Genomic DNA, 25,664 nt, shown 5'->3' on the forward strand with positions numbered 1-25,664 from the left:
ATGGCTGGATGCGAACGGTATTGACGATTGCGGGTTTCGATCCCTCTTCGGGGGCGGGTGTGACGGCGGATCTTGCGGTGTTTGCCGCGCACGGGATGTTCGGCACGTCGTGCATCACGGCGCTGACGGTGCAGAACACGGTCGGCGTGGTGGGGGTCCATCCTGTGTGTGGTACGGTCGTGGGGGCGACGCTGCGTTGTCTGCAGGAGGATCTGCCACCTGTTGGGATCAAGATCGGCATGTTGGCCACTGCCGGGTGTATTGAGGCTGTGGCGGAGTTTCTGGAAGGGCTGAAGGATAGGCCGGTCGTGGTGCTGGATCCGGTGCTGCGGTCTACTTCAGGGAGGGAGCTGCTGGATGGTGCCGGTCTGGGAGTGCTGAGAGAGAAGCTGCTGCCCCTGGTGGACTGGGTGACGCCGAATGCGGTGGAGTTGGAGGTTCTGGGTGGACTCGTGGCGTTGCAAGGGAACTCGGTTATTGTGACGGGCGGGGACCGGGAGACGCCGGATGATCTTGTAGTGGTGAATGGGAGTAAGACCTGGCTTCCCGGGGTAAGGGTGGAGACGACTTCGACGCATGGCACGGGGTGCGCGCTTTCGAGTGCGTTGCTTTGCCGATTGTTGATGGGAGATGGCCCCGTGGAGGCGGCTCGGGCGGCCAAGGAGTATGTGACCGAGGCACTGCGACGAGCTACCCCCATGGGACAGGGGCATGGGCCGATGAATCACCTTTGGCCATTGCGAGGCTAGCCTTTGGTACCGCGCAGGCCGGTTCGCCACTGATGTTGCGGGACGGATAGCCGATGAGCAGGCTAGAGGAGTTTGCCTATGCCGTTCGCAATGCAGGATGACGATTCGATGGAGGGAGCGTTGTACCCGGCTCCTACGCCGTATCCGGACCGTGGTGGAGACAGGCGTGCGCGCCGAGCGGAGCGGAGACGGCTGGGCAGGGAAGAGGGACAGGCACTGGAGCGGCTTGGGCATGCGGTCGAGTACCTGATCGACTCGCGGATGTTTCTGACCCATGTGCCGTACACAAACGCCGAGGAAGAGGCGGTGCAGATTCTGATGAAGATGAATCGCCTGGTGTTTGAAAGCTGCCCGGAGATTGTGACGATGCGGCGGCGCGTGAGCGACGGTTTGTTGCGGTTGATTGATGGGCATCCGGTGGACCGGCGGATCGCGTAGGCGGGTCTGCTAGGCTGGAAGCAGTATGCCGCTTACCCTGACATTGAATGGACAGAACCGTACCTTCGAAGGCCTTGTGCCTGACTCCAATCTTGCCGAGCTGGTGGATGCGCTGGGCGTGAAGGGCGACCGGGTGGCTCTAGAGCTCAATGGCGAGATCGTGTCGCGCGCGCGGTGGGCGGAGGCGTCCCTGGCGAACGGCGACAAGGTGGAGATGGTTCACTTTGTGGGCGGAGGCTCCGGCGCTTGAGCGGACTCAGGGGCATCGCCAAGAATCTGTCGGCGCTGTTCTCTTCGCATGCGATTACAGTGGTGCAACAGGTGGCCCTGGTGCCGCTGTTTATCCATGGATATGGCAAGGCTGGATATGGAGAATGGCTGGCGATCTCGGCCGCGGTGTCGTACCTGGGTACGCTGGACTTTGGGGTGCAGACGTTTGTGAACCAGGACCTGACGGTGCGGTATCACCGGGGAGATATGGCGGACTTTCATGTCAACCAGTCGACCGCGCTGAGGTTGCTGCTGGGGATTGTGTCAGTCGCCGCGGTGGCGGCGACGGTGGTGTTTGTGCTACCGATGCAGCATCTGCTGAAGATGGACGGGGTGCACGGGGATCCGGTGGTGGCTCCGCTGGTGGTGCAGATGGCGCTCTTCTTCATGGCGATGGTGGCGCTGACGCATGTGGTGTACGGGTACTTTGCTGGGACGTTCATGGTGCTGGGCAAGGCCTATGTGGGGTCGAACTGGAATAACGCGCGGACGCTATCGGGGATTGGGACGACGCTGGTGGCCGTGCTGTTCCACGCTTCGTTCGCGCAGATTGCGATGGCACAGTGGGGTGGGCTGCTGACGTGCCTGGTAGCGCAGCTATGGCATCTGCGGCGGATGGGGCCGGATATCTTTCCCACGCTGAAACACTGGGATAGTGCGCTGGTGCCGAAGATCCTGAAGCCTTCGGGATACTTCGCGCTGATCTTCTCGAGCAACTTTCTGGTGTACCAGCTTCCGATTCTGATTCTGCAGAGCACGGCGGGCGGGGCGTTTGTGACGGTGTTCTCGCTGATGCGGACAGTCTTCTCGATGACGCGGAACATGCTGAATGTGCTGACGCAGTCGATGGGGCCGGAGGTGACGAACCTGTTCGCGAAGAACGACTGGAAGGGGCTGAGCCAGATCTACAACTACTCGGAGCGGCTGATCTTTTCGGTGATTCCGGCAGCGAACGTGGGTGTGCTCTACCTTTCGCCGTTTCTGCTGACGATCTGGCTGAAGCAACCGGGGTTGTTCGATCCTCGTTTGTATTTGATCAGCGCGGCTTCGTCCATCGTGATGTCTACCAAGGAGCACAAGTTCCAATTCCAGTTTTCGACCAATACGCATCAGGCGCTGGCGCGATTCATGTTTGGGACGTATGTGCTGCTGGGTGGGCTTTGGATCGTGTTTATCCCCCGGTTTGGGGTGCTTGGGTTGCTCTGGTGCTGGTTCGCGGTGGAGTTGGCGCAGCTTGTGTATCTCATCCATCTGAACGCTGGGTTCTTTGCGCACTTTGAGGTGCTGGATAAGAAATATCTGTGGCGGCTTGCGATGCTTTCGGTGAGCTTTCTGGCGGGGGCGTGGGTATTTCTCCCGTATACGAGGGCCATGGCGCTGCCGGTGCAGATTGGGATCGCGATTGCGAATGGTGCGGCTTTGCTGGGGCTGGCGGTGCCGCTGTTTGGGCTGGATGCGGTTTGGGGAGAGTTTCGGGCGCGGCGAAGAGGCATGGCCCAGGCCTGAGGCACAAGACCCCACATCTCGGAGGTGAGATGTGGGGTTTGCGCCTGGTGACTATTCCGAAACGGTGTAGGTGTGGGTCCCGCTTCCGATGTTGTCGGTCTTGCCAGAGGGCAGGATGACCGTCGCGGTCGTGTTGGGTGGGATCGTAATGGTGAACTTCTTGCTGGACTGCTTCCAGTCCGAGACGATGGTTCCGTAGACGGAGTCGTACTCGGTGTGGAGCTGGGGCAGGGCTGCGTTGAAGTGGGGGTGAACGGTGAGATGGTGGTAGCCCGGTCCGGTGGCGTCGGTGTCGATGCCGGCGGCGCGGCGGTAGACCCAGGCCATGACGGAGCCGAAGGCGTAGTGGTTGTAGGAGTTCATGCCGGGATCGCCGGTGTCTCCGTTCCAGCGTTCCCACCACGTGGTAGCACCCTTCTTGACCATGTATCCCCAGGAGGGATATGTGTCCGATAACAGGAGTCTGAAGGCGATGTCGGAGCGGTCGTTCTCGTCGAGAACGTTCAAGAGGAACGGCGTGCCGAGGAAGCCGGTAGTGAGGTGGTTACCGTGGGCCTCGATGTCCTTGACGGCCTTGTCGACCATGGCGGCGCGCTGGGATTCGGGCGCGATTCCGGTTGCGATCGTGGCGAGGTAGCTGGCCTGGGTGTTGCCGGCCACGGTGCCATCCTCCTTGACGTAGGCGGCGCGGTAGGCGGCAGCGATGTGGTCGTACTGAGATTGGTACTTCGCGGCGTCTTCGGGACGGCCGAGAGCCTTGGCCATCTCGACCATCTCGCGGGCGATGAGGGCCCAGTAGGCGGTGGCGATGAGGTCCTTGGGGGTGTTCTGGTCGGGGGCGAGCCAGTCGGCGTAGTTGTTGCCGAGACTCTTCTGGCGGAGATAGTTGGGGTTGGTCTCGAGGATGAAGGTCATCCAGCGCTCCATGGCGGGCCAGGCCTGCTTCACCGTATTGAGATCGCCGTACTGGAGCCAGGCGGCGTAGGGGATGAAGACGCCGGCGTCACCCCAGCCCGGCGCGCCCTCCAGACGGCCGAGGATGTTGGGGGAGACGTCGGTGAAGGCACCGGCGGGGGTTTGGGCGTCTTCGACGTCGAGCATGAACTTGTGGGTGAAGGCGTCGATGTCGAAGTTGTAGGTTCCGGTGCGCCAGAAGACGCCGGCGTCTCCCATCCAGCCGAGACGCTCGTCGCGCTGGGGGCAGTCGGTGGGGATGGAGACGAAGTTGCCGCGCTGGCCCCATGCTCCTAACCCATTCATTTTGTTGAGCGTTTCACTGGAACTGGAGAGACGGACGGAGGGGGTGGCGGGGAGCGAGTTGTAGACGACGCCCTCAATGGTCGCCAACGTTGGAGAGGGCATTGGGTCGGGGCCGAGAAAACTTAGTTCGACATAACGAAAGCCATGGAAGGTAAAGGCGGGTATCCAGACTTCGTCGTGATGGACTCCGGAGAGTGCATATGTGTCGGTCGCATCTGCGTTGCGGAGGTTCTGGGTATAGATGCTGCCGTCTGGGTTGAGGCGCTCGGCGTAACGGAGCTTCACAACCTCGCCGCGTGGTCCCTGGATGTGGAGGCGGACATTGCCGACCATATTCTGTCCCATGTCGTAGATGAAGGTTGAACCGACAGGAGTGATGGTCTTCGGGGTGAGGGTGATGGTGGTGTGGATGGGAAGATCAGGCTGGGCGGTGAGTGCGATGTCAGCCTGCGGGGGCGTGCCGGCTTCGGCGGGCGTCCAGTGGGTGGCAGGGAAGTTGGGGGCATTCCAGCCGGGCTGGACGAGGCGCGCATCGTAGGATTCGCCGCCGTAGATCTCGGAGAAGGTAATGGGCGCAGGGGCGGTCACCCAGGAGGGATCGGTGGCGATGATCTGGTGGGTGCCGTCGGCGAGGGTTACGTCGAGCTGAGCGCGAAGGAGGTTCGGTCCTGGGGTATAGCGGAAGCCGGCCCAGGTCATGGGTGAACTGTACCAGCCGCCACCGAGCGTGACGCCGATCGCATTGGGTCCTTTATTGAGCAGGGAGGTGACATCGTACGTCTGATAAAGAACGCGTTTGTGAAAATCAGTCCAGCCAGGAGCGAGGAGTCCATCGGGTGAGACGGACTTTCCGTTGACAAAGGCCTCGTAGGCACCGAGGGCGGTCACGCTGAGGCGAGCGGAACGAATGTTTTCCGCAAGAGGGAATTCCTTGCGGAGGAGAGAGACATCGTCGGCGATGCGGTCCGGCCCCGGGACGGAGGAGTTGCGGTCGGTAGCGATGCCGAACGGCAGGGAGAGGGGGCCGATCTCATTGGCGGGCTGCCAGGAAGCGTTGTCGTTCGCGCGGGATTGCCAGGTCTTGTCGGTGACGATCCGCTGCTCGGTGCCGGAGGCGTCGGTGACGTGGATGGAGGCAGCAAGGGCGGCGGGTGTGCCTTCCTTGGCGCGAGGTCGGGACTCTTCGTCGATCAGGATCTCGTTGTCGCCGGCGTGAAGGAGCGACGCGATCTCTTCGCGGTCGAAGGCGCTCCATTCGTCGTGGTGGCCGGTCTCGTAGCCGTTGACGTGGGCTACAAATTTGCCGCGGGCATCTACGTGGAGGCTGGCGGCGGTTGGTGCAGCCGACAGGTGCAGGATATAGCGGAAGTGTGCCGTGACGCCTTTGCCGACGTGCATGGCATCGGTTCCCGGAAGCCAAACCCAGCGGATTGCGGCTAGCTCAGCCTCGTTGGCGGGGTCTTTGCGGGTGATCCACTGGGCCTGCCAGGTGCTGAGGCCCGTCTCGAAGGTGGCGGGCTTTGAGGTGGTCTCCTTGCCCTTGTCGTCCCAGGTGAGGACCGTCCAGAGATAGCGCTGCTGGGGCTTGAGCGTGGGGCCGGCGTAGGTAATGTTGACGGACTCGGAGGATGGGATCTTGCCAGAATCCCAGGTGTCGGTCTTGCCGGGTGAGAGGTGAGCGGCGTCGGTGGCTACAAGGACCTCGTAGGCGGATTGGGTCCAGTTGGCGCGCGTGGCGTCGCTGCGCCAGGAAAAGACGGGGTGGGGCGTGTCCAGTCCGATGGGGCTGTTGAGGCCATTGGTGCGAAGGGCGATGGGGGCGGCGCTTGCAGTGGCTACGACGCAGGAAAACAGCAGAGTGGCGATCTTTCGCATGCGGTCAGAGGCTCCATGGTAAGTCGTCCGAAGTTTACCCTTCGAAACGATTCCATGCCAGAGGCTTAAGTCCATGAAGACTGTCCAGCCGGAGGGGCCTGCTATGCGCGGTGCAGCTAGCTGTCTTTGCGGTAGAGGAGGTTGCGCATCGACTGGCGGCGAGCTTCGTTGACCTCGGCGATGTTCTTGCGCTCGTCGGCATCCATGCGCTGCTTGCCGTCGCCGGTTGCTTCAGGCTCGCTGCATTCGGGACAGCGGTTGGCGAAACCGGGCTTACCGGGCTTGAGTTCGAACTCTTCTTCACAGGCGACGCATACTTTGATCGGGAAAGCCATATCACCCCCTATGATACGCCGTCGGGTTAATGACATGAATACGGGGTTGGGTTCTCCGCAGGGGAATGGCTTATTCCTTAGAAATGAGAACCTTTGCCTTTGGCCGTGTTGCGCTCCTTTGTGTCCTGTTCTTTGCCGGAGCGCGCCTTGACGCGCAGGTGAAGCCGAAGTGGACGGCTATGCTCGCTCCGTTTCAGATTGCCGACGATCTCTACTATGTGGGGAGTCAGGATCTGGCGGCGTACCTGGTGACGACGCCGGAGGGGAACATCCTGATCAACGCGAATCTGCCTTCGTCGCCAAAGCAGATTCGGGCCAGCGTCGAGAAGCTTGGGTTCCGATGGAAGGACACGAAGATTCTGCTGACCGGTCAGGCGCACTTCGACCATGCCGGTGGGTTTGCCGAAGTACTCCGTGAGACGCACGCCAAGTCGATGGTCATGGAGTATGACGCGGAGGTGATCAGGTCGGGCGGCGAGACGGATTTTCTGCATGGAACCGGATCGGTACCCACGTTTCCGGCAGCGCGGGTCGACCGCGTGCTGCACGACGGGGATACCGTAACGCTGGGTGGGGTGACGCTGACGGCGCACCGAACCGCTGGGCACACCCGCGGCTGCACGACCTGGACGATGAAGGCGCATCTGCCGGGGGAATCTGCGGGCAGGCTGCGGGATGTCGTGATCGTGGGCGGGTATACGCTCTGGTCCGACTTCAGGCTCGTGGATGCGCCGGGCCGGCCCATGTCGTATCCGGGGATCACGGAAGACTTTCACCGGACGTTTGCGGTGTACCGGTCGCTGCCATGCGATGTATTCCTGGGTGACCATGGAGAGCACTTTGGGATGCTGGAGAAGGTGGCTCGCATGGGCGGCGAAGGGAGTGAGGTCTGGGTGGACCCACAAGGATACAGGGATACGATCGACGGCGGAGAGAAGGCCTTTGAGAAGCAGTTGGCTGAGCAGAGGGCTGGAAGGTAGCTGGTTCATCAGCAGTAAATCCATAGCTATACATAATATGTGTTATCGGACGTAAATCATGTAGGGCAGTTAGAAGGCCTGTGCGGTGAGGGTGAGGGTTCCTGTGTACGTGGCGGCTGGGAGCTGGGGTTGGCTGGTGAGGTCGATCTGTAATGAGAGCGTGTCGGTGTGGCTGCCATAGAGTGACAGGAAGGTGTTGAGCTGGTACAGCGTCAAACTGGCGGTGGAGCCGTTTGCGGGGTTGGTCCCGGTGAAGGCGGTCATGCTGTTGACGATCCCGCCACTCGGGTCGGATCCGTATACGTGGGAGCTGGGGATGTTGTAGACGACCGGGGAGCCTCCGGAGAGCGCGGCGGTGGAGCTGCCGAGGCTGGCATACAGGTACAGGTTCGAGAGGAGCGAGATGCCGGCCCATGAGGTGGTGATCGACACGGGGGCTGAACCGGAGGTGACGCCTCCAGGGATAAGAGCGAAGCTGACAGTGGACGGCGTGGCGGAGAGCGTGATGGTATCGCCTACGGTCAACTGAGGGCGCGGTCGGAGGCCGGCGACACGGATGGGCGCCTGACTGATGGCCAGTGGTGCCAGAAACAGCGAAAAGCAGAGTACGGCGCCGCGCATGGAACTCCTGAGTGGCTTATCGGCAGGCAGGGATGCTTCAACACGATTGATTACCTTGGTTTGAGAAGCGAATTCCCTTCTCAGGAATTTTCGATTTCCGCCGAAGAAGAGAACATCACCCGTCCTGCAGGAGTTGCTGGGACGGGTCATCTTCCTCCCGGAGCAGTCCTATGAAGCTTTGCTATCGTCTTCTTTCGTTTGGTCTTTTGGCGTCGGCGTTTGCCGGAGCCACGAAGAGCTATGGACAGATTCTTTCCAATACCCCGTCGGTGACGCTGAATGCGACTTTGTCGGAGTCACTGACGATTGCGGCTACACCCTCGAACGTGAACTTTACGCTGGTGGCGGGCGGTACGGCGACCGGGAGCGCTCCGGTGGCGATCACGACGACCTGGGTACTGGCGCAGGGGCGCGCGAACGTGGTGCTGGATGGCTACTTTGCCAGCTCTACGGCGGCGCTTGCCAGCGGCGCTCCGGTTTCGAACATCCCTTCTTCGGCGGTCTATGGGCTCATGTCGACGGGTACCCCAACCACGTATACGGCGTTTACACAGACGGCGGCTCTGGGGACGGCGAGTGCCGGTTTGACGCTGTTCACGCAGGCGTTGACGTCTTCGAACCGCAATGCGAACCGTACGGATAACTTGTCACTCCAGATCAACCTCACGAGCATTCCGCAGCTACCGGCGGCCAGCTATTCGGGTTCGCTGATTCTGGCCGCACAGGCACTTTAGCTCCGGCGCAGCGTTCGGGACGCACTCGTGCCGGAGCTGTTGCAGTCGATCAATGGGATAGCGGCACTGTACGAGCGAGGACCATCCATGAGACATCTCTTTTCTCTTGCTTTCTATTTTGTGATCCTTTCGGGCGTTTCGATGCCTGCGCAGACGGTGCAGCCGACCATCATGGAGTATGGGAGCAGGGCGGAGGGGCGATTTGCCGTCACGAACAACACCAACGACCCGATGACGGTGGTGATGGAACCGAGGAGCTTTTCGATCGCGCCCGATGGGCGAGGGACGTTCCGTGGCCTCGATCCAGGGATCAGGGTCGAACTCTCGACGATGAGTGTGCGGCTGCAGCCTTTGCAGACGTATTGGGTGTTTTATAAGGCCAGCGCGGAGACCTATCCTGCCTGGTTCACAATCTATTCCACCTTTACCGGCATGCGGAAGGGCGCGGCGCTCAATGTGAGGTTTCAGCTTCCGCACACCGTCTATCTCTACCAGAAAGAGGCTCTGACGCAGGGAAACGTGCATGTGACCGCAGCTCGCTACATCGTGCAGAAACACAGGCTGCTGGTCGATCTGGAGAACAACGGCAGCGCACTGGGACGGGTGCAGGATGTTCAACTCTCCGGGCCGCATGGCGAACCGGCGATGATGGCCGGCTTCCCTCTTTTGCCTGGGCTCCACCGGCACCTGGAGATTCCGTGGGAGAGCAATGAGCCGCCGACCACACTGAAGATTCGGTTTGAACACTTCACGCTGAAGCCTGCACTGGACTATGCAGTGGAGGAGGCGGCGTCTGCCGGGAACGAATGATGGAAGGTGTGTTCCAGGTCGGATGGGGTGTCCGGCTGGGCTGGATGGTGCTGCTTTTGGCTCCTGTTCTGCGTGGTCAGGTGGTGGAACTCAGTGGTGGGACGTCCACGCTGTACCAGTCGCAGGGAGCGATGCTGAAGTTGCATGGCGATGGCTATGAGAGTGGGCTGAGCGGCGGGATGGCGGATGGGCATCTGCTGGCCGGGGCCTATTTTCGGCGAGTGACGCCGAAATCGACCTACACAGCTGGCATGCAGGACTTCAACTTCAATCTGCCGACGGACCTCTTCAGTGGTGACCACCGGCTGACGATGGTTGGGCTTGGGGTGAAGACGAAGGTCGGTGTGGCACAGGTGCAGGGGTTCCTGGGTGCCAGCTCCCCGCGGATGGACAGCCCGTTTGTCCAGGGATTCACACGTCTTGTGCCTGCGGCTGCGGTGCTGATGAAGACTTCGCTTTCGCGCAGCTTGAGTATTTCGACGCAGTTGTTTGATTCGAAGCAGCTTACGTTGATCGAAAGTGCGGAATGGAAACCCCAGCGTGCGCTGGCGTTCGCGGTTTCCGGAGGATTTGCGGGCAACCAGCACTATGCCGCGGCCAGCATGGAGATGAAGCGGCCACGGCAGGATCTGGCGGTGGAGTACATCAGCGCTGGGGATGAGTTCAAACGGACGGGAACACAGGCGGATCAAGCTCTCGAGTTTATCCGCGAGAATCTCTCCTACACCTACCGGTCTTCTCTGGCTCCACGATTCACGTTTACCTTGATTCGGCAGAACTTCCTCGTCCCAGGATCGACGATGGTTCCGGTCGCGACGTATCCGATCAGCACGGACTTCCCTGCTCCCGAGCCGGTGGTTGTTCCGGCGGCGGTGAGCGGGCTGGACGAGGTGTCGCTTGTGGAGCAGGTGAAGAAGCTCCAGCTTTCGCAGTCGGTGTTTCATTCGAGCTACGAGGGAGAATCCAATGTGGCGTTTGCCGTGGCAGCGACGATGCCACTGACGCGGAGGGCCGAGGTGCAGGGCAGCTTCTTCAAGAGCTACCTGCTGCGAAGCGGCGGAAGGTCTGTCTCGTCGCTGGTAACGACGGTGCGAGAGCGACTGACTGGCAGGCTCAGCGTGAGCGAAACGATCAATTATTCGGGTGGACAGGCTACGGTCGGCTTCGGCGGAGCGTTGTTGTCGGGGTTTGGGAGTGTCTCGGTGGACTACCAGACGGTGTACGTGGCGACTCGGCCGGAGAATCCGTTTCAGCAGAGTCTGATGCTGGATGTGCAGATGAGTGTTCTGGGGAGGATGCTGGTCCATGTGGGGACGCTGGTGGGACCGACGGGCAAGCTGTTGTATACGGCGGATGCGAGAGCGGCGCAGGGTTTCTCGCACGCTCCCCGGACGGAAGCGACGCACCATAAGGTGGGGGAGAGTGTGCTTGCGGTGCGGGTCGTGGATGAGGCCGGAAGACCGGTGGAGGGGGCGGCGATCGACATGGGCGGTACGATCGGCTTTACCGACTCCGGGGGTAACTTCGTCCTGCGCGAGAAGAAACCTTCACTGCATGCCTGTCGGGTGGCGGTGGAGGAGTTTCTGGATGGGCGTAGTTACCGTGTGATATCGGCACCGATGCAGTTGGCAAGCGCCAGGGTCGTGCAGGCGCCGGCGGTGATCGTGGTGACGGTGAGTTCACCCTAACGCATTTATGATGAAGGCCACATCCTTCTGCGGTCATTGGCGTCTATACGTTGCATCGAATTTGATTCTGTGAGGTTTCGTTCTTGGCGCAACCACTCGTTCTGCTGATGTTCCTGGCTGTAGTCGTGGGTGGACGCGCGCAGACGGGCACGGGTGGACAGAGGCGCACGCAGACGCAAACGAGCAGTTCGCAGAACATCACATCTCCTTTGAGTACAACGAGCGGAAGCACGACTGATCCTTTTGAACTGAGGGGGCGAGTGCTGAATGCGCGGTCGAATGTGCCAATTGCGCGCGCTCTGGTGAAGCTGGGGCAGAGGGCTGTACTGACAAACCAGGATGGCGTGTTCACGTTTCCGCAGGTGACCAGCACGGCCGGGACGCTGGTGGCGAGCAAGCCGGGGTATTATGCGAGTCCGAGCGGAAACGATACGTATCTGCCATCGCAGACGTTCGTACCGGGGACACCGGTGGATCTGTTGGTGTATCCCGAAGCCCTGATTGCGGGCACGGTGGCGAATGCGGCTGGTGAGGGTTTGCCGAATTTTACGGTGACGGTGCGGCGCAGCTCGTACGACGAAAACGGGCATCACTGGACGCAGGCTGGCACTGCGAGGACGGATAGCGCGGGAGCATACCGGCAGGCGGTTCCTGCGGGAGACTATACGGTGCAGGCGCGCTCAAACGGCAGGACGAGGGGAGATAGCGAGATCTATCTGCCTGTGTCCGTTCCGGCCGACAGCGGCTCGATTGCCGACGCACTGCACTTGAGGCCGGGAGACCAGGTGCAGGTGAATCTTCGACCCGAGTCCAGAAAGGCGTATGTCGTCACGCTGACAAGCGACTCGGATGCGACACGAGGTTTTCCGCGTCTGGTGGCGTACAACACGAGCGGGCTGGCGATTCCGGCGACTCCGATCCCGGAGCGCGGTGATCCAGGGACGTTGAGGGTTTTGCTTCCGAATGGAACGTACCGGCTGGTCGCGACGATGCAAGCGCGTGAGGGCACCATGGAGGGTGAGGCGCACGTGACCGTCGCGGGGCGCGACGTTGACGGCGTGTCGCTGCACTACAGCCAGGCTCCGCGACTGCCGGTTGAGTTAGCGGTGGAGCCTGGGGTGGCAACGGATAGCTTGACGATTCCAGCGGCTCGGTCGCTGGGGCTGATGTTAGTGTCGACGGTGACCAACGGCGACGGTGTGGAGCAGAATTTTCCGTTGACGAGCGCGCAGGGGCAGCCGGACGGCTTCGCGGTACCGGTGGGAAGCTATCGGCTGCAGGCTCGGGCGAACGGACAGTGGTATGTGACGGCGGCGGACTATGGCGGGACGAACCTGCTGACGGACAATCTGACGGTCGCTTTGGGCGGCGGAGCGCAGACGGTTCGGATACGGATCTCGAACCAGACGGCTGCGGTCTCGGGGTCGGTGATGTTGGGCGATCAGCCGGTGCAGGCGTTCTTGTACTTTGTGGCGACGAGTCCTTCGGCGACACCGGTGCTGATGTCACGAGGCAATGCAGATGGCACTTTCAACCGGGGGAATCTGCCGCCGGGAGATTATCGGGTTTTAGCGACGCAGCAAAAAGTGCAGGCGGACCTCCGGGATCCAGCGACGATCTCGCGGTTTCTGGGCAAGGTGCAGACGGTGACGTTGACGGCGGGCGCGACCCAGACGCTCACCCTGCAGGCGGTGGGCGCGTTGGAGATGCCGCAATGAAGGCGCTCTTGCTGATCGCGTTGTTGTTCGGACAGTTCCCTTTCGCGCAGGGGCAGGGAACGAAAGTCGCGGTTCATTTTCGGATTACGGGGACGGCGCTGAACGACCGCAATGGAGAGCCGATTCCCTTTTGCCACATGAGCGCTTCTTTGATCGTTGCGGCACGTCCGGGCCAGGGATTTGGACAGCGGCCAGGGGAGGAAGGTGGCGGCAGGTTCGGACGTGGGCAGGACGCCGTCGAAGCGGATGCCGATGCGCGTGGGCGTTTTGCGCTGGAGGTTCCGTCGGAGGGTAAGTATCGCCTGAGTGGGAGCGCTAAGGGGTTCCGGGTGCAGTTTTATGAGGCGCATGGAGCCTTCTCGACGGCGGTGGTACTGACGAAGGCGGCTCCGGTACATACGGTGGTGTTTCGGGCGAGTTCGGACGCGACGATCAGCGGCGAGGTGACGGACGAGGCGGGTGAGGCTGTCCGGAGTGCGCAGGTGAGGCTATATCTGGCTGCCGATCCGACGCGCACGGCGGAGGAGGCTCGGCTGCAGATGCGAAACGTGACCCAAACGGACGATCGTGGGCACTATGAGCTGACCGGATTGCAGGCGGGAAGCTATGAGGTGAGCGTGACGGGGCGGCCCTGGTACACGACGCAGAGCCCTCCGGCACAGGTCGTGAATGGAGTGGTTGTGCCGCCACTCGATCCCTCACTGGATGTGGTCTATCCGGTAATGTGGTTTCCGGGAACCGACGACGAGCGTTCCGCGGAGAAGATCGCGCTGAAATATGGGGAGAGGCGCCAGGTGGACTTTCGTCTGACTGCGATTCCGGCGGCTCACGTATTGTTGAGCGTTCCGGTGCAAACACCTGCTCCGGGAGGGGATGCGCGGGTACAGGGGTCTTACCAGGTTAGGCCGGTCATTCAGAGGATTGGTGCGGATGGGATGGTGGAGGGAATCTCCATGAGCATGCGAGGGATGGGGGCGGGACAGACGCCGCAGCTCGATATTGGCGGGCTAGCTCCGGGGACGTACCGAATTTCAGAACCAGCGGCTTCGATCAATAGCCCGGCGACTTTCTCGGTGCTTCATATAGGGTTGGCTGGTTCTGTGAGCGATACGTCCATGAGCGTGCCGGAGGTTCCGGTGGTCATCAGGGTGGATGGCGATCCTACGGTGACAGCGGGACAGGTCTCGTTGACGGATACGACGACTGGGTGGACCGCAACGCGTGGCAGGATGATGGGCGTGGCCGATAGTGGGGTAGACCCGGGTGGGCGCGGGCGGCGTGATGGTGGCGGCGCTTCGGACGAGGTGACGATCTATGCTCCGGCGGGCAGCTATGAGGTGACGGTTGCGGGACGGAACAGCTTTCTGACGGGGGTAACGGCTACCGGTGCTCAGGTGACAGGGAGGGTGGTCAAGATTGCGGAAGGAAGCCCGCATCTGACCGTACACATGGCGGCTGGATTGGCCTCGATCGACGGGACCGCCATGCGACAGGGCAAGCCCTCTTCAGGCGCGATGGTGCTTCTTGTGCCGGCGACCATGGGAGACCCGGCGAATCTACTGTTCGAGCGCAGGGCTCAGACTGCGACCGACGGCAGCTTCCAGATGACGAACGTGATGCCGGGGCAGTACATCCTGCTGGTGATCGACCATGGGTGGGAGGTGAACTGGCGCGACGTCGGAACGCTGCGACCGTACCTGCTGCAAGGAGAGCCGCTGGACCTCACGGCGTCAGCCACAGTCCATCCTGCGGTTCAGGCCATCGCTCCGTAGTTTGTTGCTCGCTTTGTAGGAAGGAATGGCGGAGAGACAGGGATTCGAACCCTGGATACCTTGCGGTATACACGCTTTCCAAGCGTGCGCCTTCAGCCACTCGGCCATCTCTCCGCGGGGTAGCGGACTTATTGAATCTAACACAAATGAACCCCTTGTCGTGTGGTCGCCGAGCAGTGGTCTGTTGAGAACCGGGACCTTCTGCGCGAGAACCTGCGAGCAGGAACGGAGTCAGGCGGTTCTGCTTCCAGGGAGTGAGGCCATCAGCCGGATGAGTTCGGCTTGTCGGTGGGTGCTGGTCTTGGCCAGGATGCGTTTGCTGTGGAAGCGGGCGGTCTCCTGCGTGGTGCGAAGGGCCTCGGCAGCCTCGACAATATTCTTGCCCTGGAAGAGCATGTCGGCAAGGCGTGCCTCCGTGGGGGTGAGCGCATAGAGCGACCGCAGTATCTCGGCGCGGGACATGGGCACTTGCTCAGGATCGTGCAGCATCACGATCGCCACGATGCGGTTGCGCCCCTGGCCGAAGGGCGTCGGGCAGGGCGAGACCGTGAACTGCAACGGGGAGCGGCCGGATGGCGAGCGCAGGAGGATCGAACCGCCTGGAGCGACGCCGAGGATCTGCCGCGTCTGGACGGCACCGCTGATGAGGTTCTGGAGGTGCTGGTCCTGTTGGAGGTCCGGGCTGCTGAGAGAGCCGTTGACAAGGTGGAGCGCGTCGGAGGTCCTGGCGATCTCGTCGGCGGGGCGGTTGGAAAGGACCACCTTCCCTTCCTCGTTCAGACCCATGATGGCATGGTCCATCGTCTCAAGAGCGGTGGCGACGGCGTTGATGTGGGCGTTGAGGCAACGGTAGCGATGATGGATATCGAAGGCGCGCGCGATGTGTGGCATCAGAACCTTGAGGACATGGCCTTCGCGATCAGCGAAGGGTGCCTCGAGCTTCGAGCGCTGCGAGCTGATGTAGATGGACGGCTGCTGCGGGAGCGGGATCTTAACCCCGTAGCTGTAGTGCATGTCGAAGGGCTTGAAGAAGTCGTTGTAGAACTCGGAACGTTCGAGCTCGTCGTCGGCGATTACCCAGTGACTGTAGCGGATGTCGCCATCGCGGAAGACGGCGTCGGCCGGCTCCGCGATGATGTTGATGGCGGCATAGTAGTCGATGAACTGGGTGAGAGCTTCCGGATCGGTCGATGTGCTGATCAAGGCGCTGGGCAGTGCGGGGTCGGAGGTCTGGGTGAACATGAAGGTCTGGCGCCCCTGTGCTGCGACGCCGATGCGATCGAGGATCGCTGGCCAGAGCGTCGGGTCATGCACGCTGGCGTAGATCATCTCGATGAGGGCGAGGAGCTGGGTTGTTCCGCCAAAGAGGACTTCCGGATTTTCAACCATGAAAACCTCTGAGCTGGTTTGGAGGAGCGTTTACACGCGTAGTGTAGCAGCCTCCTTTGGGATTCCAGGGTAAAGGCCCAGCCATAGACGCGTTGCCGGAATCCTGCGCAGGACAAAGCGTTCCGTGAGAGCGACGAGAACAAGAGAAACGCCCAGGAACGGCATGTAGACGCCGAAGACGACCAGGAACACGATGAGTCCAGCTGAGAAACGGATGCGGCGGATGGGCGCAGGTGCGCCGAGAACGCCCTCGGGTCTGCGTCGCCACCACATGACCAGGCCGCTGAGGCTGAGGGTGACGAGTCCCAGGGTGGTGAACAGTCCGAGGAGTTGATTGGCGAGGCCGAAGAGCTGGCCTTCGTGGGCTGCGATGCCTGTACCTACTATGCGGTCGAGAAGGGCTTTCTGGCGGAAGTCAGTGCGCTGGAGAATCGCCCCTGTGTGGGGATCGAGGACAAGGTCAACACGGAGGGGACGGTCTCGAGTATCGGACTTGGCGGTCCAGTTACCGCCGGGGCGTCTGGGCGGCGAGACAAGGACCGGGTTGGTGAGGTGGAGCGGCGCGACCACGCCGACCATGGTGTCGATCTGCCCGTAAGACGCGCTTCCCTGTCCCGCCGTGGTCATATGCTTCCTATGCTCGGCGTGTTCGGGGGAGCTCATGTCCATGCCGCCCATATCCATTCCGTCCATGGTGTCGGCGGGGGTGGAACGTGCGGCGATCTCAGCCTTGCTGCTTGTGACCCAATCCTGCTTGACCGGGGCTGTTCCGGTGATGCGTCGCACGGCTTTGAGATAGCCTCCCCAACTCTTTGCCCAGGGAAGACCGGTGAAGAGCAGGAAGAGAGCGAAGACGGAGATGTAGATGCCGGTGACGGCGTGGATGTCGCGCCAGAAGATACGCTGCCCCTGGCGGAGGCGTGGATACAGCACGCCAGCCACCCCCTTCGACGAGGTGGGCCACCACAGGAAGAGGCCGGTGACGATCATGATGACTGCCCAGGAGGCCGCAAGCTCGACGATCCACGAACCGAGGTTGCCGATGAGCAACTCGCCGTGCAGCCGGGAGACGAACTTGTCGATGCGCTTGTCTTCGTCATCCACCTTGAGCACCTGCAGCGTGCGCGGGTGGACGTAAACGCGAAACTCCTTGAGGCCCTTCCCGACGAGGACCTGTGCAGGTGCCTCGTCGGTAAAGGGGAGTTGGTAGGCGTGGAGGCCGGATCCTGGGACGGCCGCGAGGGCCACCCTGACCTGATCGCTGACCGGAGCAGGTGCCCCGATCGTGGTGAGGTGAGCATAGGGACGATCAAGCCAGCGTTGGATCTGGGGATGAAAGAGAAAGATGGTGCCTGTGACCGAGAGCCACAGGATGAACGGGATGCAGAAGAGACCGGCGTAGAAGTGCCAGCGCCAGACGGTGCGATGATCGAGTCCAGAGGATGCGGTCTTCATGGTGGTCTCCGTTTAAAAGCTCAGTTTAGCTGCGAGTTGCACGCTGCGCGGATCGCCGACGGCGGTGGGTTGGCCGAAGGTGGACGAGGGAGTGGTGGGGTAGGCTCCAGTCCCGAAGGTGCCGTTCGGGATCTGGTTATTGCGGTGGTTGAGTGCGTTGAAAGCCTCGGCGATGCCCTCGAGACGGACGCGTTCTCCAAGTGCGAAGGTGCGGCTGAGGCGAGCGTTCAGCGTGAAGCTGTTGAAGCCCACGCCTGCATTGCGTCCGATCATCGTGCCGGGCAGCGCGTTAGCGCAGGTGTTGGCGGCGGTTGGGGTAAGGACATAGCCAGGGAGGCAAGGACGCAGGGTCGTCGTCTGGATGCTGTTCTGTCCGGTGGTGATGTTGAACGGAAGCGGGGAGTAATACTGGAGGATGCCTCCAAGCTGGAAGCCATGCGTCAGCTTGCCTGCGAGATGGTTTGCTGGCGTCAGCGGGCTGTGGATGGTGCCATCGAAGACGACGCGGTGGCGCTGGTCGTCATCGGAAAGGCCGCGATCTTCCTGGAGATTGAAGTTGTTGACCGGCGATGAGAAGAAGAATTCCCCGACATTGTCGATGGCCTTCGACCAGGTGTACGAGACGCGATAACTTCCCCAGCGGACCGGACGCTGCACGTAGGAAACGGAGAGCCCGTCGTAGTAAGAGTCTGCGGCAGAGGCGTATTGCTTGTTATTGGCGTAGGCGGAGTTAGGCCGGCACAGGTTGATGGGGTCGACCGTTGCGTAGCAGGTGGGCGTGTTGAGATTCACGGAGATCAGCAGGTGCAAACCACGGACGTGCTGGTAGCTGATGGCGAGGTTGCTGGTCGCGGTGAGCTGCTGGTCCACCTCGAGGCTGCCCTGCTCGGAATAAGCGTTCTGCATGTGCGGATCCATCGTGGTGAGGCTGAGGCGCAGATTCGATGGAATGGTGGTTGCGGTGTAACCGCTGGCGATGTTGGGGAATGTAGGCGCGCCTGCCTGTCCGTAGGAGAGCGCAATGGTCGTGAAGGTCTGGTTGTTGATGGCCGTGGTGTTCTGGCTGGACTCGAGCGCATTGGAAAGCGCCCTGAGTGGAATGCGGTCGTAAAAAAGACCGAAGCTGCCACGGACGACGGTGCGGCGGTTCGTGAACGGAGCGTACGCGAAGCCAATGCGCGGTGAGATGTTGTTGGTGTCGGTGGAGAGCGTCTTCAGGAACTGGAGATCGTAGCGAAGGCCCGCATTCAGCGTGAGCTTCTGGCTGGCCTTCCACTCATCCTGGGCATAGATTCCGAGGTTCGGGTTCGTCTGCGGAACAACGTAGTTCCCAAACGACTGCGTGAAGGTGGTGTAGCGTCCGGCCTGAAAGTTGGCCAGCGAGGAGAAGGCGTAGCTGCCACGGATGGATTGGGGAAAGGTGATGGTGAGGTCGTTGTAGAGGAAGTCCGCTCCGACGCGCAGAGCGTGTGCTCCGGCCTGCCGCGAGATGTTGTCGACCACTTCGTAGAGGCGGTCGTAGCGTCCGGTGGGTGAGCCCGAGAGTGTGCCGAAGCTGGCCACGCCGGAGATGCTTACGGCTGGGCCGACGGGATCGTTCACAGGCGCACGCAGATTGCTGTTGGTAAACTGTGCGCGGGTCTCGTCGACGGTGCGCGGGTTGAGGGTAAAGATATTGCTGACGGCGACGGTCTGGTCGAGATCTTCAAGACCTGCCGCAGCACTGGTGTAGCTTGTGCTCCCCACACCGCGGGAGTTGACGCTCGATACGTGATAAAGACTGTACCGTGCGCTGAGCTGGTCGCGGTCGCTCACCTTGTGGTCGAGCTTGGCGAAGAAGTTGCTCGCGCGGACGGGGTTGCCGTAGATGGTCGTGGGCGTCGTCGTGCTGATATTCAGCGACTGGCCGGGATAGCCGAACGACTTGAGCGCAGTATTGATGGCGGCTGCATTCGCTGCGGTAATGGTGATGATGCCGGTCTGGTTGAGCTGGCGCTGCTCGAAGTTGCCGAAGTAAAAGGTGCGGTCCTTGCGGATGGGGCCGCTGAGCGACGCGCCCGACTGCACCTGCGTGTAAGGCAGCAGCGTTTGCGAGAGAGGATTCTGTGCGTTCAGGTTTTTGTCGCGCAGGTAGGCATAAAGATCTCCATGGACCTTGCTGCCTCCGCTCTTCGAGACGAAGTTGATGTATCCACCGAGGGCGCGACCGAACTCCGCCTGCCCGCCGCTGGTGACGACCTGCATCTCGCGGACAACATCGAGCCCAAATGATGTTTGGACGAGGCCCGCAGCGTCGTCGTTGGCGGAGAGTCCGTCCACGATGAAGCTGTTGGAGAAGTTGCGTTGGCTGCTGACGGAGATGCCCTGTCCGCCGACTGCCGAGGTTTCGGCGAAGAGCTGATTGGCCGCAGTGTTCGTCGGTGACACCCCAGGGACGAGGAGTGCAAGGTCAAGGAAGTTGCGCCCGTTATACGGCAGGTTGGCGACTTCGTTCTGGGAGATCGTTGCCGCGATCTGGCTGCGACTCGCCTCGAGAACCGGCGCTTCGGCGTTGACGGTCACACTCTGGGACGCGCCCACAGTCAAGGTAATAGGAAGATCGAAGGCTGCGCCAAGGGTAAGGGTCAGCGAGCGCTTCGAATCGGCGAAGCCGTCACTGTGTGCGTCGAGTTCGTAGGTGCCAACTTGCAGGTACGGAAAGCGGAAGCGGCCCGCGGCATCGGTCTCTGTCCTGCTGATGATGCCGGTGGAGGTGGCTCGCACGGCGACGGAGGCGTTGCGGATGATGGCACCGGTGGTATCGGTGATCCGGCCTGCAAGGGAGGCGTTGTTGATCGTCTCCTGCGCGGAGAGGGTTGCATGGAAGGCAAGGATGGCAAGTAAAACGAGAGATAGTCTGCGGTACACGTTCGTCCTCCCGGGACTGCGGCACTTCGGCTCGGCCGGGTGCTTTGAGGTGCTCTAGCGTTGTGGGGTGAAAAAGCCAGCTAGGAGAGGAAGAGTACGGGGGGACCGCGTGTTTGTGTGACGTCTCGGTGCCGGGTGCGGGCATGGGACTCGCTCCGCGACGGGAGGAGTGCGTGTGTCGCGCTGGCGGTGAAGAGACGCGGGACACGAAGCAGCGAGAGAGTCTGGTGCTGCATCGACGGGAGCGCGCCAGGACAGAAGGGGCAGTGGCTTCCGGTCGCACGGACGTGGGTGCCGTGCGTGAGGTCTTCCGACGCCATGCAATGGTGCTTGCCATGGGTGCGGCAGCAGGCGGGGAGCGACAACTCTTCAGTCGGTCCGGTGCCGATGATGCATGCGAGCAGAGGCAGCAGGAAGGCGAGCAGCAATGTCCCAGCGCCCATGCGCTGAGTTGCCTTCGCCGTTCTATGTCCGGGAAACCTCGGACCGAGAGAGAGAGCCACAGGTGCCTCGCACGCGACTGCATTGCGTTGCGGATTCATCGGGAGGGGTGCGATCCACGGACCTCAACCCCGGGAAGGAGCATGAAGTACGGCAGACTGCGCGATGAGGGAAGGCTTAGAGAGAGGTGAGCTGGGGTGGTCCGCGTTCACTGCGGGAGCGACTCTCGGCGATACGAAGCTTCGACTCCGTCTGGGCGACGCCGGTGGGGTGACTGGCGATGCTCGGTAGTTCCTGTTGCACGGAAGACACCATCAACGGCGACACATGACCGGCGCCCGGTGCGGTCGATGGGCAGAACGGGCAGTGCATGCCCGGTGCGGAGACACGTGTTCCCTGCGTCGCATCCGCGCTGGCGGCGCAATGATGCGCTCCGGCCCGGCGGCAGCATACGGGTACGGTTCCTTCCGCGCTGCTCAGCGCAAACAGGGGTGTGACCCCAGGCAGGCCGAAGGCGAGCAGCAACAGGATGGAGAGCAGGCGTCGCAAGCCTTAAACATAGCACCCCTTGGTTTTTGCAACCAACACTTCGTTCCGGGAGTCTGCTTGAAGAGAGGTGCATTGCCATGAGCTTTGCTTCGCTGATCTTTACGCCGCTCATCAAGAAGTTGCAGGAGCGTTATGGCAGCAGGCTGCAGTACCAGAGGATGGAAGACTCCCGCATGAAGCCGGACCGTTTCTCTGGGTTCGAGGTGGAGTTTCTTGAGGGACGCGACAGCTTCTACTGGGCAACGACGGGCGCGACAGGATGGCCGTACGTCCAGCATCGCGGCGGACCGAAGGGCTTTCTGAAGGTGATCGACGATCACACGCTTGCGCTCGCCGACTTTCGCGGCAACAAGCAGTACATCAGCACAGGCAATCTGCTCAGCGACGATCGCGTGGCGATGATCCTGGTGGACTACCCGAGGCAGGCCCGGCTGAAGATCCTGGGGCATGTCGAAATTCTGGAAGGGCCACAGGCTGAACCGTGGCTGGAACGGGTGACGATGCCTGGGTACAAGGCGGTCATCGAGCGCGTGTTTGTCATCCATATCGAAGCCTTCGACTGGAACTGTCCCCAACACATCACGCCACGGTATACCGCGGAGGAGATCGCTGAAGCGATGCACCCCCTCGAAGACAAGGTTCACGGTCTGGAGCGGGAGAATGTGAAGCTGAAGCAGGAGCTGGCTCGGCTGCGCGCGACGTAGCCATGTACGATACCGATAGTCCTTTATGACCCCCTCCTCCGAGCCGACGAAGACAGCAAATCCATGGCCTCCGATGTGGTTTGCGTGGACCGTCCTCGCGGTTTCTGCACTGCTGGTCTTCGTGCTTCCGTTCGCCGTGCCGGTGCCGCTCGTCCATACGATCTCAGCGTCGTACATCGCCGGCTTCAACAACCGGGTTGCAATTCTTTCCGCCGCAGGCCTCGGTGCGCTTGTGCTGCTGTGGAGCTGGTGGCGGTCGCCGTTTGCGCTGCGCGAAGAAGACACGGAAGCGAAGATCACCTGGCGCATCATCGCGTGTGCGGTCGTGGCTACCTGCCTCTTCACCGCCTGTGTGGGGTGGCTGGTAGCGCGCTCACACCTTCGCTACCTTGCGGACGCCGGGTACTTCATGGAGCAACTCGAGGCCCATGGCGACTATGGCCGGACCCTCTACACACAGCTCGAATTCGCCTACGGCCCCCTGCTCTTTTATCCCGCGTCGCTCGTTCATTCCCTGCTCCGCTCCTCCTGGCAGACGGCTTACTTCGCCACGCTCGCGTTGAACCAGGCGGTCGGCATTCTTCTGCTCGCCTTCATCATGAATGCGCTACCCATGCGAGCACGCGACAGACGCATCGCGTTCGTGCTGCTGGTTGTGGGTGCGATCAATCCCCTGCTTGGGCTCAACTACACCTTCTTTCGCTTTCTGACGCCGCTTGCGACTCTGCTGTTTGCGACCCGCTCCCAAAACCTGCCGCGCACGGCGATTCTGCTGGCCCTCGGCGAAGTCCTGCAACTCGGCATCTCGCCCGAGATGGGTTTTATCTTCCTGTTCACAAGCATCCTCTTTGCGGGTCTCGCGGCATGGAAGCACGGCCTGCGCTGGCTGGCCGTAGCCGCGGCTCCGCCTGTTGGCGTGGGTGTCTTCCTTTTGCTGGCAGGGCCGTCGTATCTGAAAATGCTGCAATCGGTGGCACACGGTGCTCTGAATCTGCCGGTTGCTCCGTATCCGCACGTCGTCATCTTTTTGTTCGCGCTGGTCTGGCTCGTCCCGCTGGCATTGGGCCCGCATCTTCGTGACCCTGGCGGCGATGGCATACGTATCGTCTCCTGCTACATTCTCTCGATTGCGCTTTTACCCGCTGCCTTTGGCCGCTGCGATCCACTGCACGTCTTCTTCAACGGTGCCGGCATCCTGATCCTTTCGCTGGTTGCCATGCGGTCTGCCACGACGCTTCGGCGCAACGTTTGGCTGGCCGCTCTGTTTGTCTTTATCTTCTGGGTTCACTGGGTCAATGACAGGCTTTATGTGGAACGAACAATGGACACCGTGCGCCTTGCGCTCACCCGCACGGTACACCCCGACGATCAGGACTATGTCCTGGATCTGCCTGGACTGGAGCGAGAGGTTGGCGGCGCAGCCGTTGCGATTCCGGTCGAGATCAGCCTCCCGGTGGAAGACGCTTTGAAGAGGTCAAGGCACTACGAGCCCGAATACTATGCCTTCTTTGTCGATGTGATGGACCCTGCGGCGGAGACTGCCAAAGCGGTGCGTATGAACGAGTTCGAGTGGGCTCTTCTCCCCACCGATCCGGACGACCCGTTTGTAGAGACACCGGCGGACATCGACGGAGTGCAGGGCTTCGCCTTCCCTTACCCGCTGCGCAATCCGCCTCCCTACGATCCCGGACGTGTCTTCTTCTCGAACCTCAGCACCAACTGGAAGCCCGTGCATGCCTTCGGACCCTACACGCTCTACCACCGGGCACGATAGATTCTGGTTACAAACTGCCTCGACGCAATGTTAATTTCGCGGGGTTGCCATTGCGTTTTGCTACGAGGGGAGCGTACGTTCATACCTCTTCGCGAATCCACGCGGAGCGGACCGCGACCAGCGGTACCTCAGCTCCAGGAGAGGCAAACTTGGCACTCTCATTTCTTGATCGTGACCGATCCGTCGCAGCACCGGGCTACAGCCGCTGGCTGGTACCGCCCGCCGCCCTGGCGATTCATCTCTCCATCGGTCAGGCGTACGCCTTCTCCGTCTTCAAGAACCCTCTGCTGGCATTGCACGGTGCCGACGGCAGTGTGTGGAATTTGAAGGAGGTCGGATACATCTTTTCGATCGCGATCGCCTTCCTGGGCATATCGGCCGCGCTCTTCGGTGCATGGCTGGAGAAGGCAGGACCCCGACGCGCCATGTTCTATGCCGCAATCTGCTTTGGCGCAGGATTCTACGTGTCCGCGCTCGGGGCGCAGATGCATTCGCTTCCTTCGATTTATCTGGGATATGGCGTCATCGGCGGCATAGGGCTTGGACTCGGCTACATCTCCCCGGTGTCGACGCTGATCAAGTGGTTTCCCGACAGGCCAGGGCTCTCGACCGGACTGGCCATCATGGGATTCGGCGGCGGCGCCATGATCGGCGGGCCACTCGCCAGCAACTTGATGGCGTACTTCAAATCGCACGGGCAGGCCGCCATCCCGGCCACATTCATCGCTATGGGCACGCTCTACTTCGTGTTCATGATGTTCGGAGTTTTCACGATCCGAGTGCCGCAGCCAGACTGGAAGCCCGAAGGATGGACTCCTGCCGCGAAGCAGTCCGCGATGATCAGCACGCACAACGTCGACGTGCAGACGGCGTGGAAGACACCGCAGTTCATGCTGCTCTGGATCGTTCTTTGCACGAACGTGACTGCGGGGATCGGCATCCTCGAGCAGGCCTCGCCGATGATCCAGGATCTCTTCAAAGGCACGATCGGCACGGCTGCCGCGGTGGGTTTCGTGGGATTGTTGAGCCTCTTCAACATGGGCGGCAGGTTCTTCTGGGCAGCGATCTCGGATCTGATCGGTCGTAAGGCCACGTACTTCTGCTTCTTCTCGATCGGCGCAGTGCTGTACTTTGTGCTGCCCAGCCTGCACTCCGTATTTGGCTTTGTGGCCATCGCATGTCTTCTTCTGTCGATGTACGGAGGCGGATTCGCCACCATTCCGGCTTACCTGAAGGATCTCTTCGGAGGCTATAACGTCAGTGCGATTCACGGACGTCTGCTGACGGCATGGTCAACCGCCGGCATCGTCGGACCGCTCATCGTCAACGGAATACTCGACCACTCCGTGGCGCGGGGTATCCCGAAGCAGCAGGCCTATCCTGTCATCCTGCATATCATGTCCGGGCTTCTGGTTCTGGGACTGCTGGCAAATCTGATGGTGAAACCCGTCGCTGAAAAATACTGGATGCCGAAAGCCTGAGGAGGTCATGATGACCGAAACAACACGCATCAAGAAGACGCCAGCCACCTTGATTCTGTTCGCCTGGCTGGTCGTAGGGATCCCTGCGGGATGGGGCGTCTACAACACGGTGCTGAATGCGAAGAAGCTATTCGCGACCTCACCGCCCGCACAAATGCCGCAGAAGGAAACAGGGCGCGTCTAGACTTTCGAGGAAGACCGGACGCGG

Annotated in this window: 22 protein-coding genes and 1 tRNA gene; 14 read left to right on the forward strand and 9 right to left on the reverse strand. The window is 61.3% G+C overall.

Going from position 1 to position 25,664, the window contains the following annotated elements:
• The first annotated feature begins 8 nt into the window (after positions 1 to 8).
• The 4 genes from thiD to BM400_RS14035 all read left to right on the forward strand — a co-directional run bounded on the left by thiD (position 9) and on the right by BM400_RS14035 (position 2,963).
• Entirely contained in the window at positions 9 to 749 is a 741-nt protein-coding gene (thiD, locus tag BM400_RS14020) for a bifunctional hydroxymethylpyrimidine kinase/phosphomethylpyrimidine kinase (protein ID WP_089839810.1), read from the forward strand.
• A 78-nt stretch (positions 750 to 827) separates the two neighbouring features.
• Positions 828 to 1,187 (forward strand): hypothetical protein, encoded by a 360-nt coding sequence (locus tag BM400_RS14025; RefSeq protein ID WP_089839813.1) that lies wholly within the window; start codon positions 828 to 830, stop codon positions 1,185 to 1,187.
• A 25-nt stretch (positions 1,188 to 1,212) separates the two neighbouring features.
• Entirely contained in the window at positions 1,213 to 1,437 is a 225-nt protein-coding gene (gene thiS, locus BM400_RS14030) for a sulfur carrier protein ThiS (protein WP_089839816.1), read from the forward strand.
• Positions 1,434 to 2,963 carry a lipopolysaccharide biosynthesis protein gene (locus tag BM400_RS14035; RefSeq protein WP_089839819.1) on the forward strand — a complete coding sequence of 510 codons (1,530 nt, stop codon included), beginning with the start codon at positions 1,434 to 1,436 and terminating at the stop codon, positions 2,961 to 2,963. The genes thiS and BM400_RS14035 overlap by 4 nt, the downstream gene beginning before the upstream one ends.
• A gap of 51 nt (positions 2,964 to 3,014) precedes the next feature.
• Here BM400_RS14035 and BM400_RS14040 read toward each other — a convergent pair whose 3' ends face one another.
• Both BM400_RS14040 and BM400_RS14045 read right to left on the reverse strand, forming a co-directional pair.
• The gene (locus tag BM400_RS14040; RefSeq protein ID WP_089839821.1) at positions 3,015 to 6,098 is read right to left on the reverse strand and encodes a family 78 glycoside hydrolase catalytic domain; all 3,084 of its coding nucleotides are present in this window, start codon (positions 6,096 to 6,098) and stop codon (positions 3,015 to 3,017) included.
• Between the two features lie 116 nt (positions 6,099 to 6,214).
• Positions 6,215 to 6,433 (reverse strand): hypothetical protein, encoded by a 219-nt coding sequence (locus tag BM400_RS14045; protein WP_089839823.1) that lies wholly within the window; start codon positions 6,431 to 6,433, stop codon positions 6,215 to 6,217.
• An 83-nt stretch (positions 6,434 to 6,516) separates the two neighbouring features.
• On the opposite strand from BM400_RS14045, the gene bla reads away from it, so the two are divergent.
• Entirely contained in the window at positions 6,517 to 7,413 is an 897-nt protein-coding gene (gene bla, locus BM400_RS14050) for a subclass B3 metallo-beta-lactamase (RefSeq protein WP_089839825.1), read from the forward strand.
• Positions 7,414 to 7,482: 69 nt separating this feature from the next.
• Here bla and BM400_RS14055 read toward each other — a convergent pair whose 3' ends face one another.
• On the reverse strand, positions 7,483 to 8,034 hold the full coding sequence (locus BM400_RS14055) for a hypothetical protein (protein ID WP_089839827.1): 552 nt from the start codon (positions 8,032 to 8,034) through the stop codon (positions 7,483 to 7,485).
• Between the two features lie 170 nt (positions 8,035 to 8,204).
• Here BM400_RS14055 and BM400_RS14060 point away from each other — a divergent pair, with 170 nt between their 5' ends.
• The 5 genes from BM400_RS14060 (at position 8,205) to BM400_RS14080 (ending at position 14,756) form a co-directional block, all read left to right on the forward strand.
• Positions 8,205 to 8,768 carry a hypothetical protein gene (locus tag BM400_RS14060; RefSeq protein WP_089839829.1) on the forward strand — a complete coding sequence of 188 codons (564 nt, stop codon included), beginning with the start codon at positions 8,205 to 8,207 and terminating at the stop codon, positions 8,766 to 8,768.
• An 87-nt stretch (positions 8,769 to 8,855) separates the two neighbouring features.
• Positions 8,856 to 9,578 carry a hypothetical protein gene (locus BM400_RS14065; protein ID WP_089839831.1) on the forward strand — a complete coding sequence of 241 codons (723 nt, stop codon included), beginning with the start codon at positions 8,856 to 8,858 and terminating at the stop codon, positions 9,576 to 9,578.
• The gene (locus tag BM400_RS14070; protein ID WP_089839834.1) at positions 9,575 to 11,266 is read left to right on the forward strand and encodes a hypothetical protein; all 1,692 of its coding nucleotides are present in this window, start codon (positions 9,575 to 9,577) and stop codon (positions 11,264 to 11,266) included. The genes BM400_RS14065 and BM400_RS14070 overlap by 4 nt, the downstream gene beginning before the upstream one ends.
• Positions 11,267 to 11,349: 83 nt before the next feature.
• Positions 11,350 to 12,984, forward strand: coding sequence for a carboxypeptidase-like regulatory domain-containing protein (locus BM400_RS14075; protein WP_141223933.1), 1,635 nt, complete (start codon positions 11,350 to 11,352; stop codon positions 12,982 to 12,984).
• Positions 12,981 to 14,756, forward strand: coding sequence for a carboxypeptidase-like regulatory domain-containing protein (locus BM400_RS14080; RefSeq protein ID WP_089839839.1), 1,776 nt, complete (start codon positions 12,981 to 12,983; stop codon positions 14,754 to 14,756). Before BM400_RS14075 ends, BM400_RS14080 begins: the two co-directional genes overlap by 4 nt.
• A gap of 26 nt (positions 14,757 to 14,782) precedes the next feature.
• Here the strand turns inward: BM400_RS14080 and BM400_RS14085 are convergent.
• The 6 genes from BM400_RS14085 to BM400_RS21720 form a co-directional block, all read right to left on the reverse strand.
• A tRNA-Ser gene (locus tag BM400_RS14085) sits at positions 14,783 to 14,870 on the reverse strand.
• Positions 14,871 to 14,987: 117 nt separating this feature from the next.
• The gene (locus BM400_RS14090; RefSeq protein ID WP_089839841.1) at positions 14,988 to 16,145 is read right to left on the reverse strand and encodes a helix-turn-helix transcriptional regulator; all 1,158 of its coding nucleotides are present in this window, start codon (positions 16,143 to 16,145) and stop codon (positions 14,988 to 14,990) included.
• Positions 16,146 to 16,175: 30 nt separating this feature from the next.
• Positions 16,176 to 17,600: a PepSY-associated TM helix domain-containing protein gene (locus BM400_RS14095; protein ID WP_089839843.1), complete on the reverse strand. Its 1,425-nt coding sequence runs from the start codon at positions 17,598 to 17,600 to the stop codon at positions 16,176 to 16,178.
• 12 nt (positions 17,601 to 17,612) lie between these two features.
• The gene (locus BM400_RS14100) at positions 17,613 to 20,507 is read right to left on the reverse strand and encodes a TonB-dependent receptor (RefSeq protein WP_089839845.1); all 2,895 of its coding nucleotides are present in this window, start codon (positions 20,505 to 20,507) and stop codon (positions 17,613 to 17,615) included.
• A gap of 80 nt (positions 20,508 to 20,587) precedes the next feature.
• The gene (locus tag BM400_RS14105) at positions 20,588 to 20,950 is read right to left on the reverse strand and encodes a DUF2946 family protein (protein ID WP_089839847.1); all 363 of its coding nucleotides are present in this window, start codon (positions 20,948 to 20,950) and stop codon (positions 20,588 to 20,590) included.
• A 175-nt stretch (positions 20,951 to 21,125) separates the two neighbouring features.
• Positions 21,126 to 21,497: a hypothetical protein gene (locus BM400_RS21720; RefSeq protein WP_141223934.1), complete on the reverse strand. Its 372-nt coding sequence runs from the start codon at positions 21,495 to 21,497 to the stop codon at positions 21,126 to 21,128.
• A gap of 77 nt (positions 21,498 to 21,574) precedes the next feature.
• Between BM400_RS21720 and BM400_RS14110 the strand changes: the two genes are divergently transcribed.
• From BM400_RS14110 to BM400_RS21725, 4 genes are all read left to right on the forward strand, one after another.
• Positions 21,575 to 22,201, forward strand: a complete 627-nt coding sequence (locus BM400_RS14110; RefSeq protein ID WP_089839849.1) for a pyridoxamine 5'-phosphate oxidase family protein — start codon at positions 21,575 to 21,577, stop codon at positions 22,199 to 22,201.
• A 25-nt stretch (positions 22,202 to 22,226) separates the two neighbouring features.
• Positions 22,227 to 23,975, forward strand: a complete 1,749-nt coding sequence (locus tag BM400_RS14115; RefSeq protein WP_141223935.1) for a hypothetical protein — start codon at positions 22,227 to 22,229, stop codon at positions 23,973 to 23,975.
• 149 nt (positions 23,976 to 24,124) lie between these two features.
• Positions 24,125 to 25,456 carry an L-lactate MFS transporter gene (locus BM400_RS14120; RefSeq protein ID WP_089839854.1) on the forward strand — a complete coding sequence of 444 codons (1,332 nt, stop codon included), beginning with the start codon at positions 24,125 to 24,127 and terminating at the stop codon, positions 25,454 to 25,456.
• 7 nt (positions 25,457 to 25,463) lie between these two features.
• Positions 25,464 to 25,640, forward strand: a complete 177-nt coding sequence (locus tag BM400_RS21725) for an MFS transporter small subunit (RefSeq protein ID WP_175528789.1) — start codon at positions 25,464 to 25,466, stop codon at positions 25,638 to 25,640.
• Positions 25,641 to 25,664: the final 24 nt, after the last annotated feature.

The organism is Granulicella pectinivorans (genome assembly GCF_900114625.1).
Taxonomy (GTDB): domain Bacteria; phylum Acidobacteriota; class Terriglobia; order Terriglobales; family Acidobacteriaceae; genus Edaphobacter; species Edaphobacter pectinivorans.

Bases quoted from the DNA above. Each gene is read 5' to 3' on its own strand.
- BM400_RS14095 (WP_089839843.1), bottom strand. From the start codon at position 17,600: ATGAAGACCGCATCCTCTGGACTCGATCATCGCACCGTCTGGCGCTGG.
- BM400_RS14060 (WP_089839829.1), top strand. From the start codon at position 8,205: ATGAAGCTTTGCTATCGTCTTCTTTCGTTTGGTCTTTTGGCGTCGGCG.
- BM400_RS14090 (WP_089839841.1), bottom strand. From the start codon at position 16,145: ATGGTTGAAAATCCGGAAGTCCTCTTTGGCGGAACAACCCAGCTCCTC.
- BM400_RS14070 (WP_089839834.1), top strand. From the start codon at position 9,575: ATGATGGAAGGTGTGTTCCAGGTCGGATGGGGTGTCCGGCTGGGCTGG.
- BM400_RS14065 (WP_089839831.1), top strand. From the start codon at position 8,856: ATGAGACATCTCTTTTCTCTTGCTTTCTATTTTGTGATCCTTTCGGGC.
- BM400_RS14080 (WP_089839839.1), top strand. From the start codon at position 12,981: ATGAAGGCGCTCTTGCTGATCGCGTTGTTGTTCGGACAGTTCCCTTTC.
- BM400_RS21725 (WP_175528789.1), top strand. From the start codon at position 25,464: ATGATGACCGAAACAACACGCATCAAGAAGACGCCAGCCACCTTGATT.
- BM400_RS14055 (WP_089839827.1), bottom strand. From the start codon at position 8,034: ATGCGCGGCGCCGTACTCTGCTTTTCGCTGTTTCTGGCACCACTGGCC.
- thiD (WP_089839810.1), top strand. From the start codon at position 9: ATGCGAACGGTATTGACGATTGCGGGTTTCGATCCCTCTTCGGGGGCG.
- bla (WP_089839825.1), top strand. From the start codon at position 6,517: ATGAGAACCTTTGCCTTTGGCCGTGTTGCGCTCCTTTGTGTCCTGTTC.
- BM400_RS14040 (WP_089839821.1), bottom strand. From the start codon at position 6,098: ATGCGAAAGATCGCCACTCTGCTGTTTTCCTGCGTCGTAGCCACTGCA.
- BM400_RS14110 (WP_089839849.1), top strand. From the start codon at position 21,575: ATGAGCTTTGCTTCGCTGATCTTTACGCCGCTCATCAAGAAGTTGCAG.
- BM400_RS14105 (WP_089839847.1), bottom strand. From the start codon at position 20,950: ATGGGCGCTGGGACATTGCTGCTCGCCTTCCTGCTGCCTCTGCTCGCA.
- BM400_RS14115 (WP_141223935.1), top strand. From the start codon at position 22,227: ATGACCCCCTCCTCCGAGCCGACGAAGACAGCAAATCCATGGCCTCCG.
- BM400_RS14025 (WP_089839813.1), top strand. From the start codon at position 828: ATGCCGTTCGCAATGCAGGATGACGATTCGATGGAGGGAGCGTTGTAC.
- thiS (WP_089839816.1), top strand. From the start codon at position 1,213: ATGCCGCTTACCCTGACATTGAATGGACAGAACCGTACCTTCGAAGGC.
- BM400_RS14045 (WP_089839823.1), bottom strand. From the start codon at position 6,433: ATGGCTTTCCCGATCAAAGTATGCGTCGCCTGTGAAGAAGAGTTCGAA.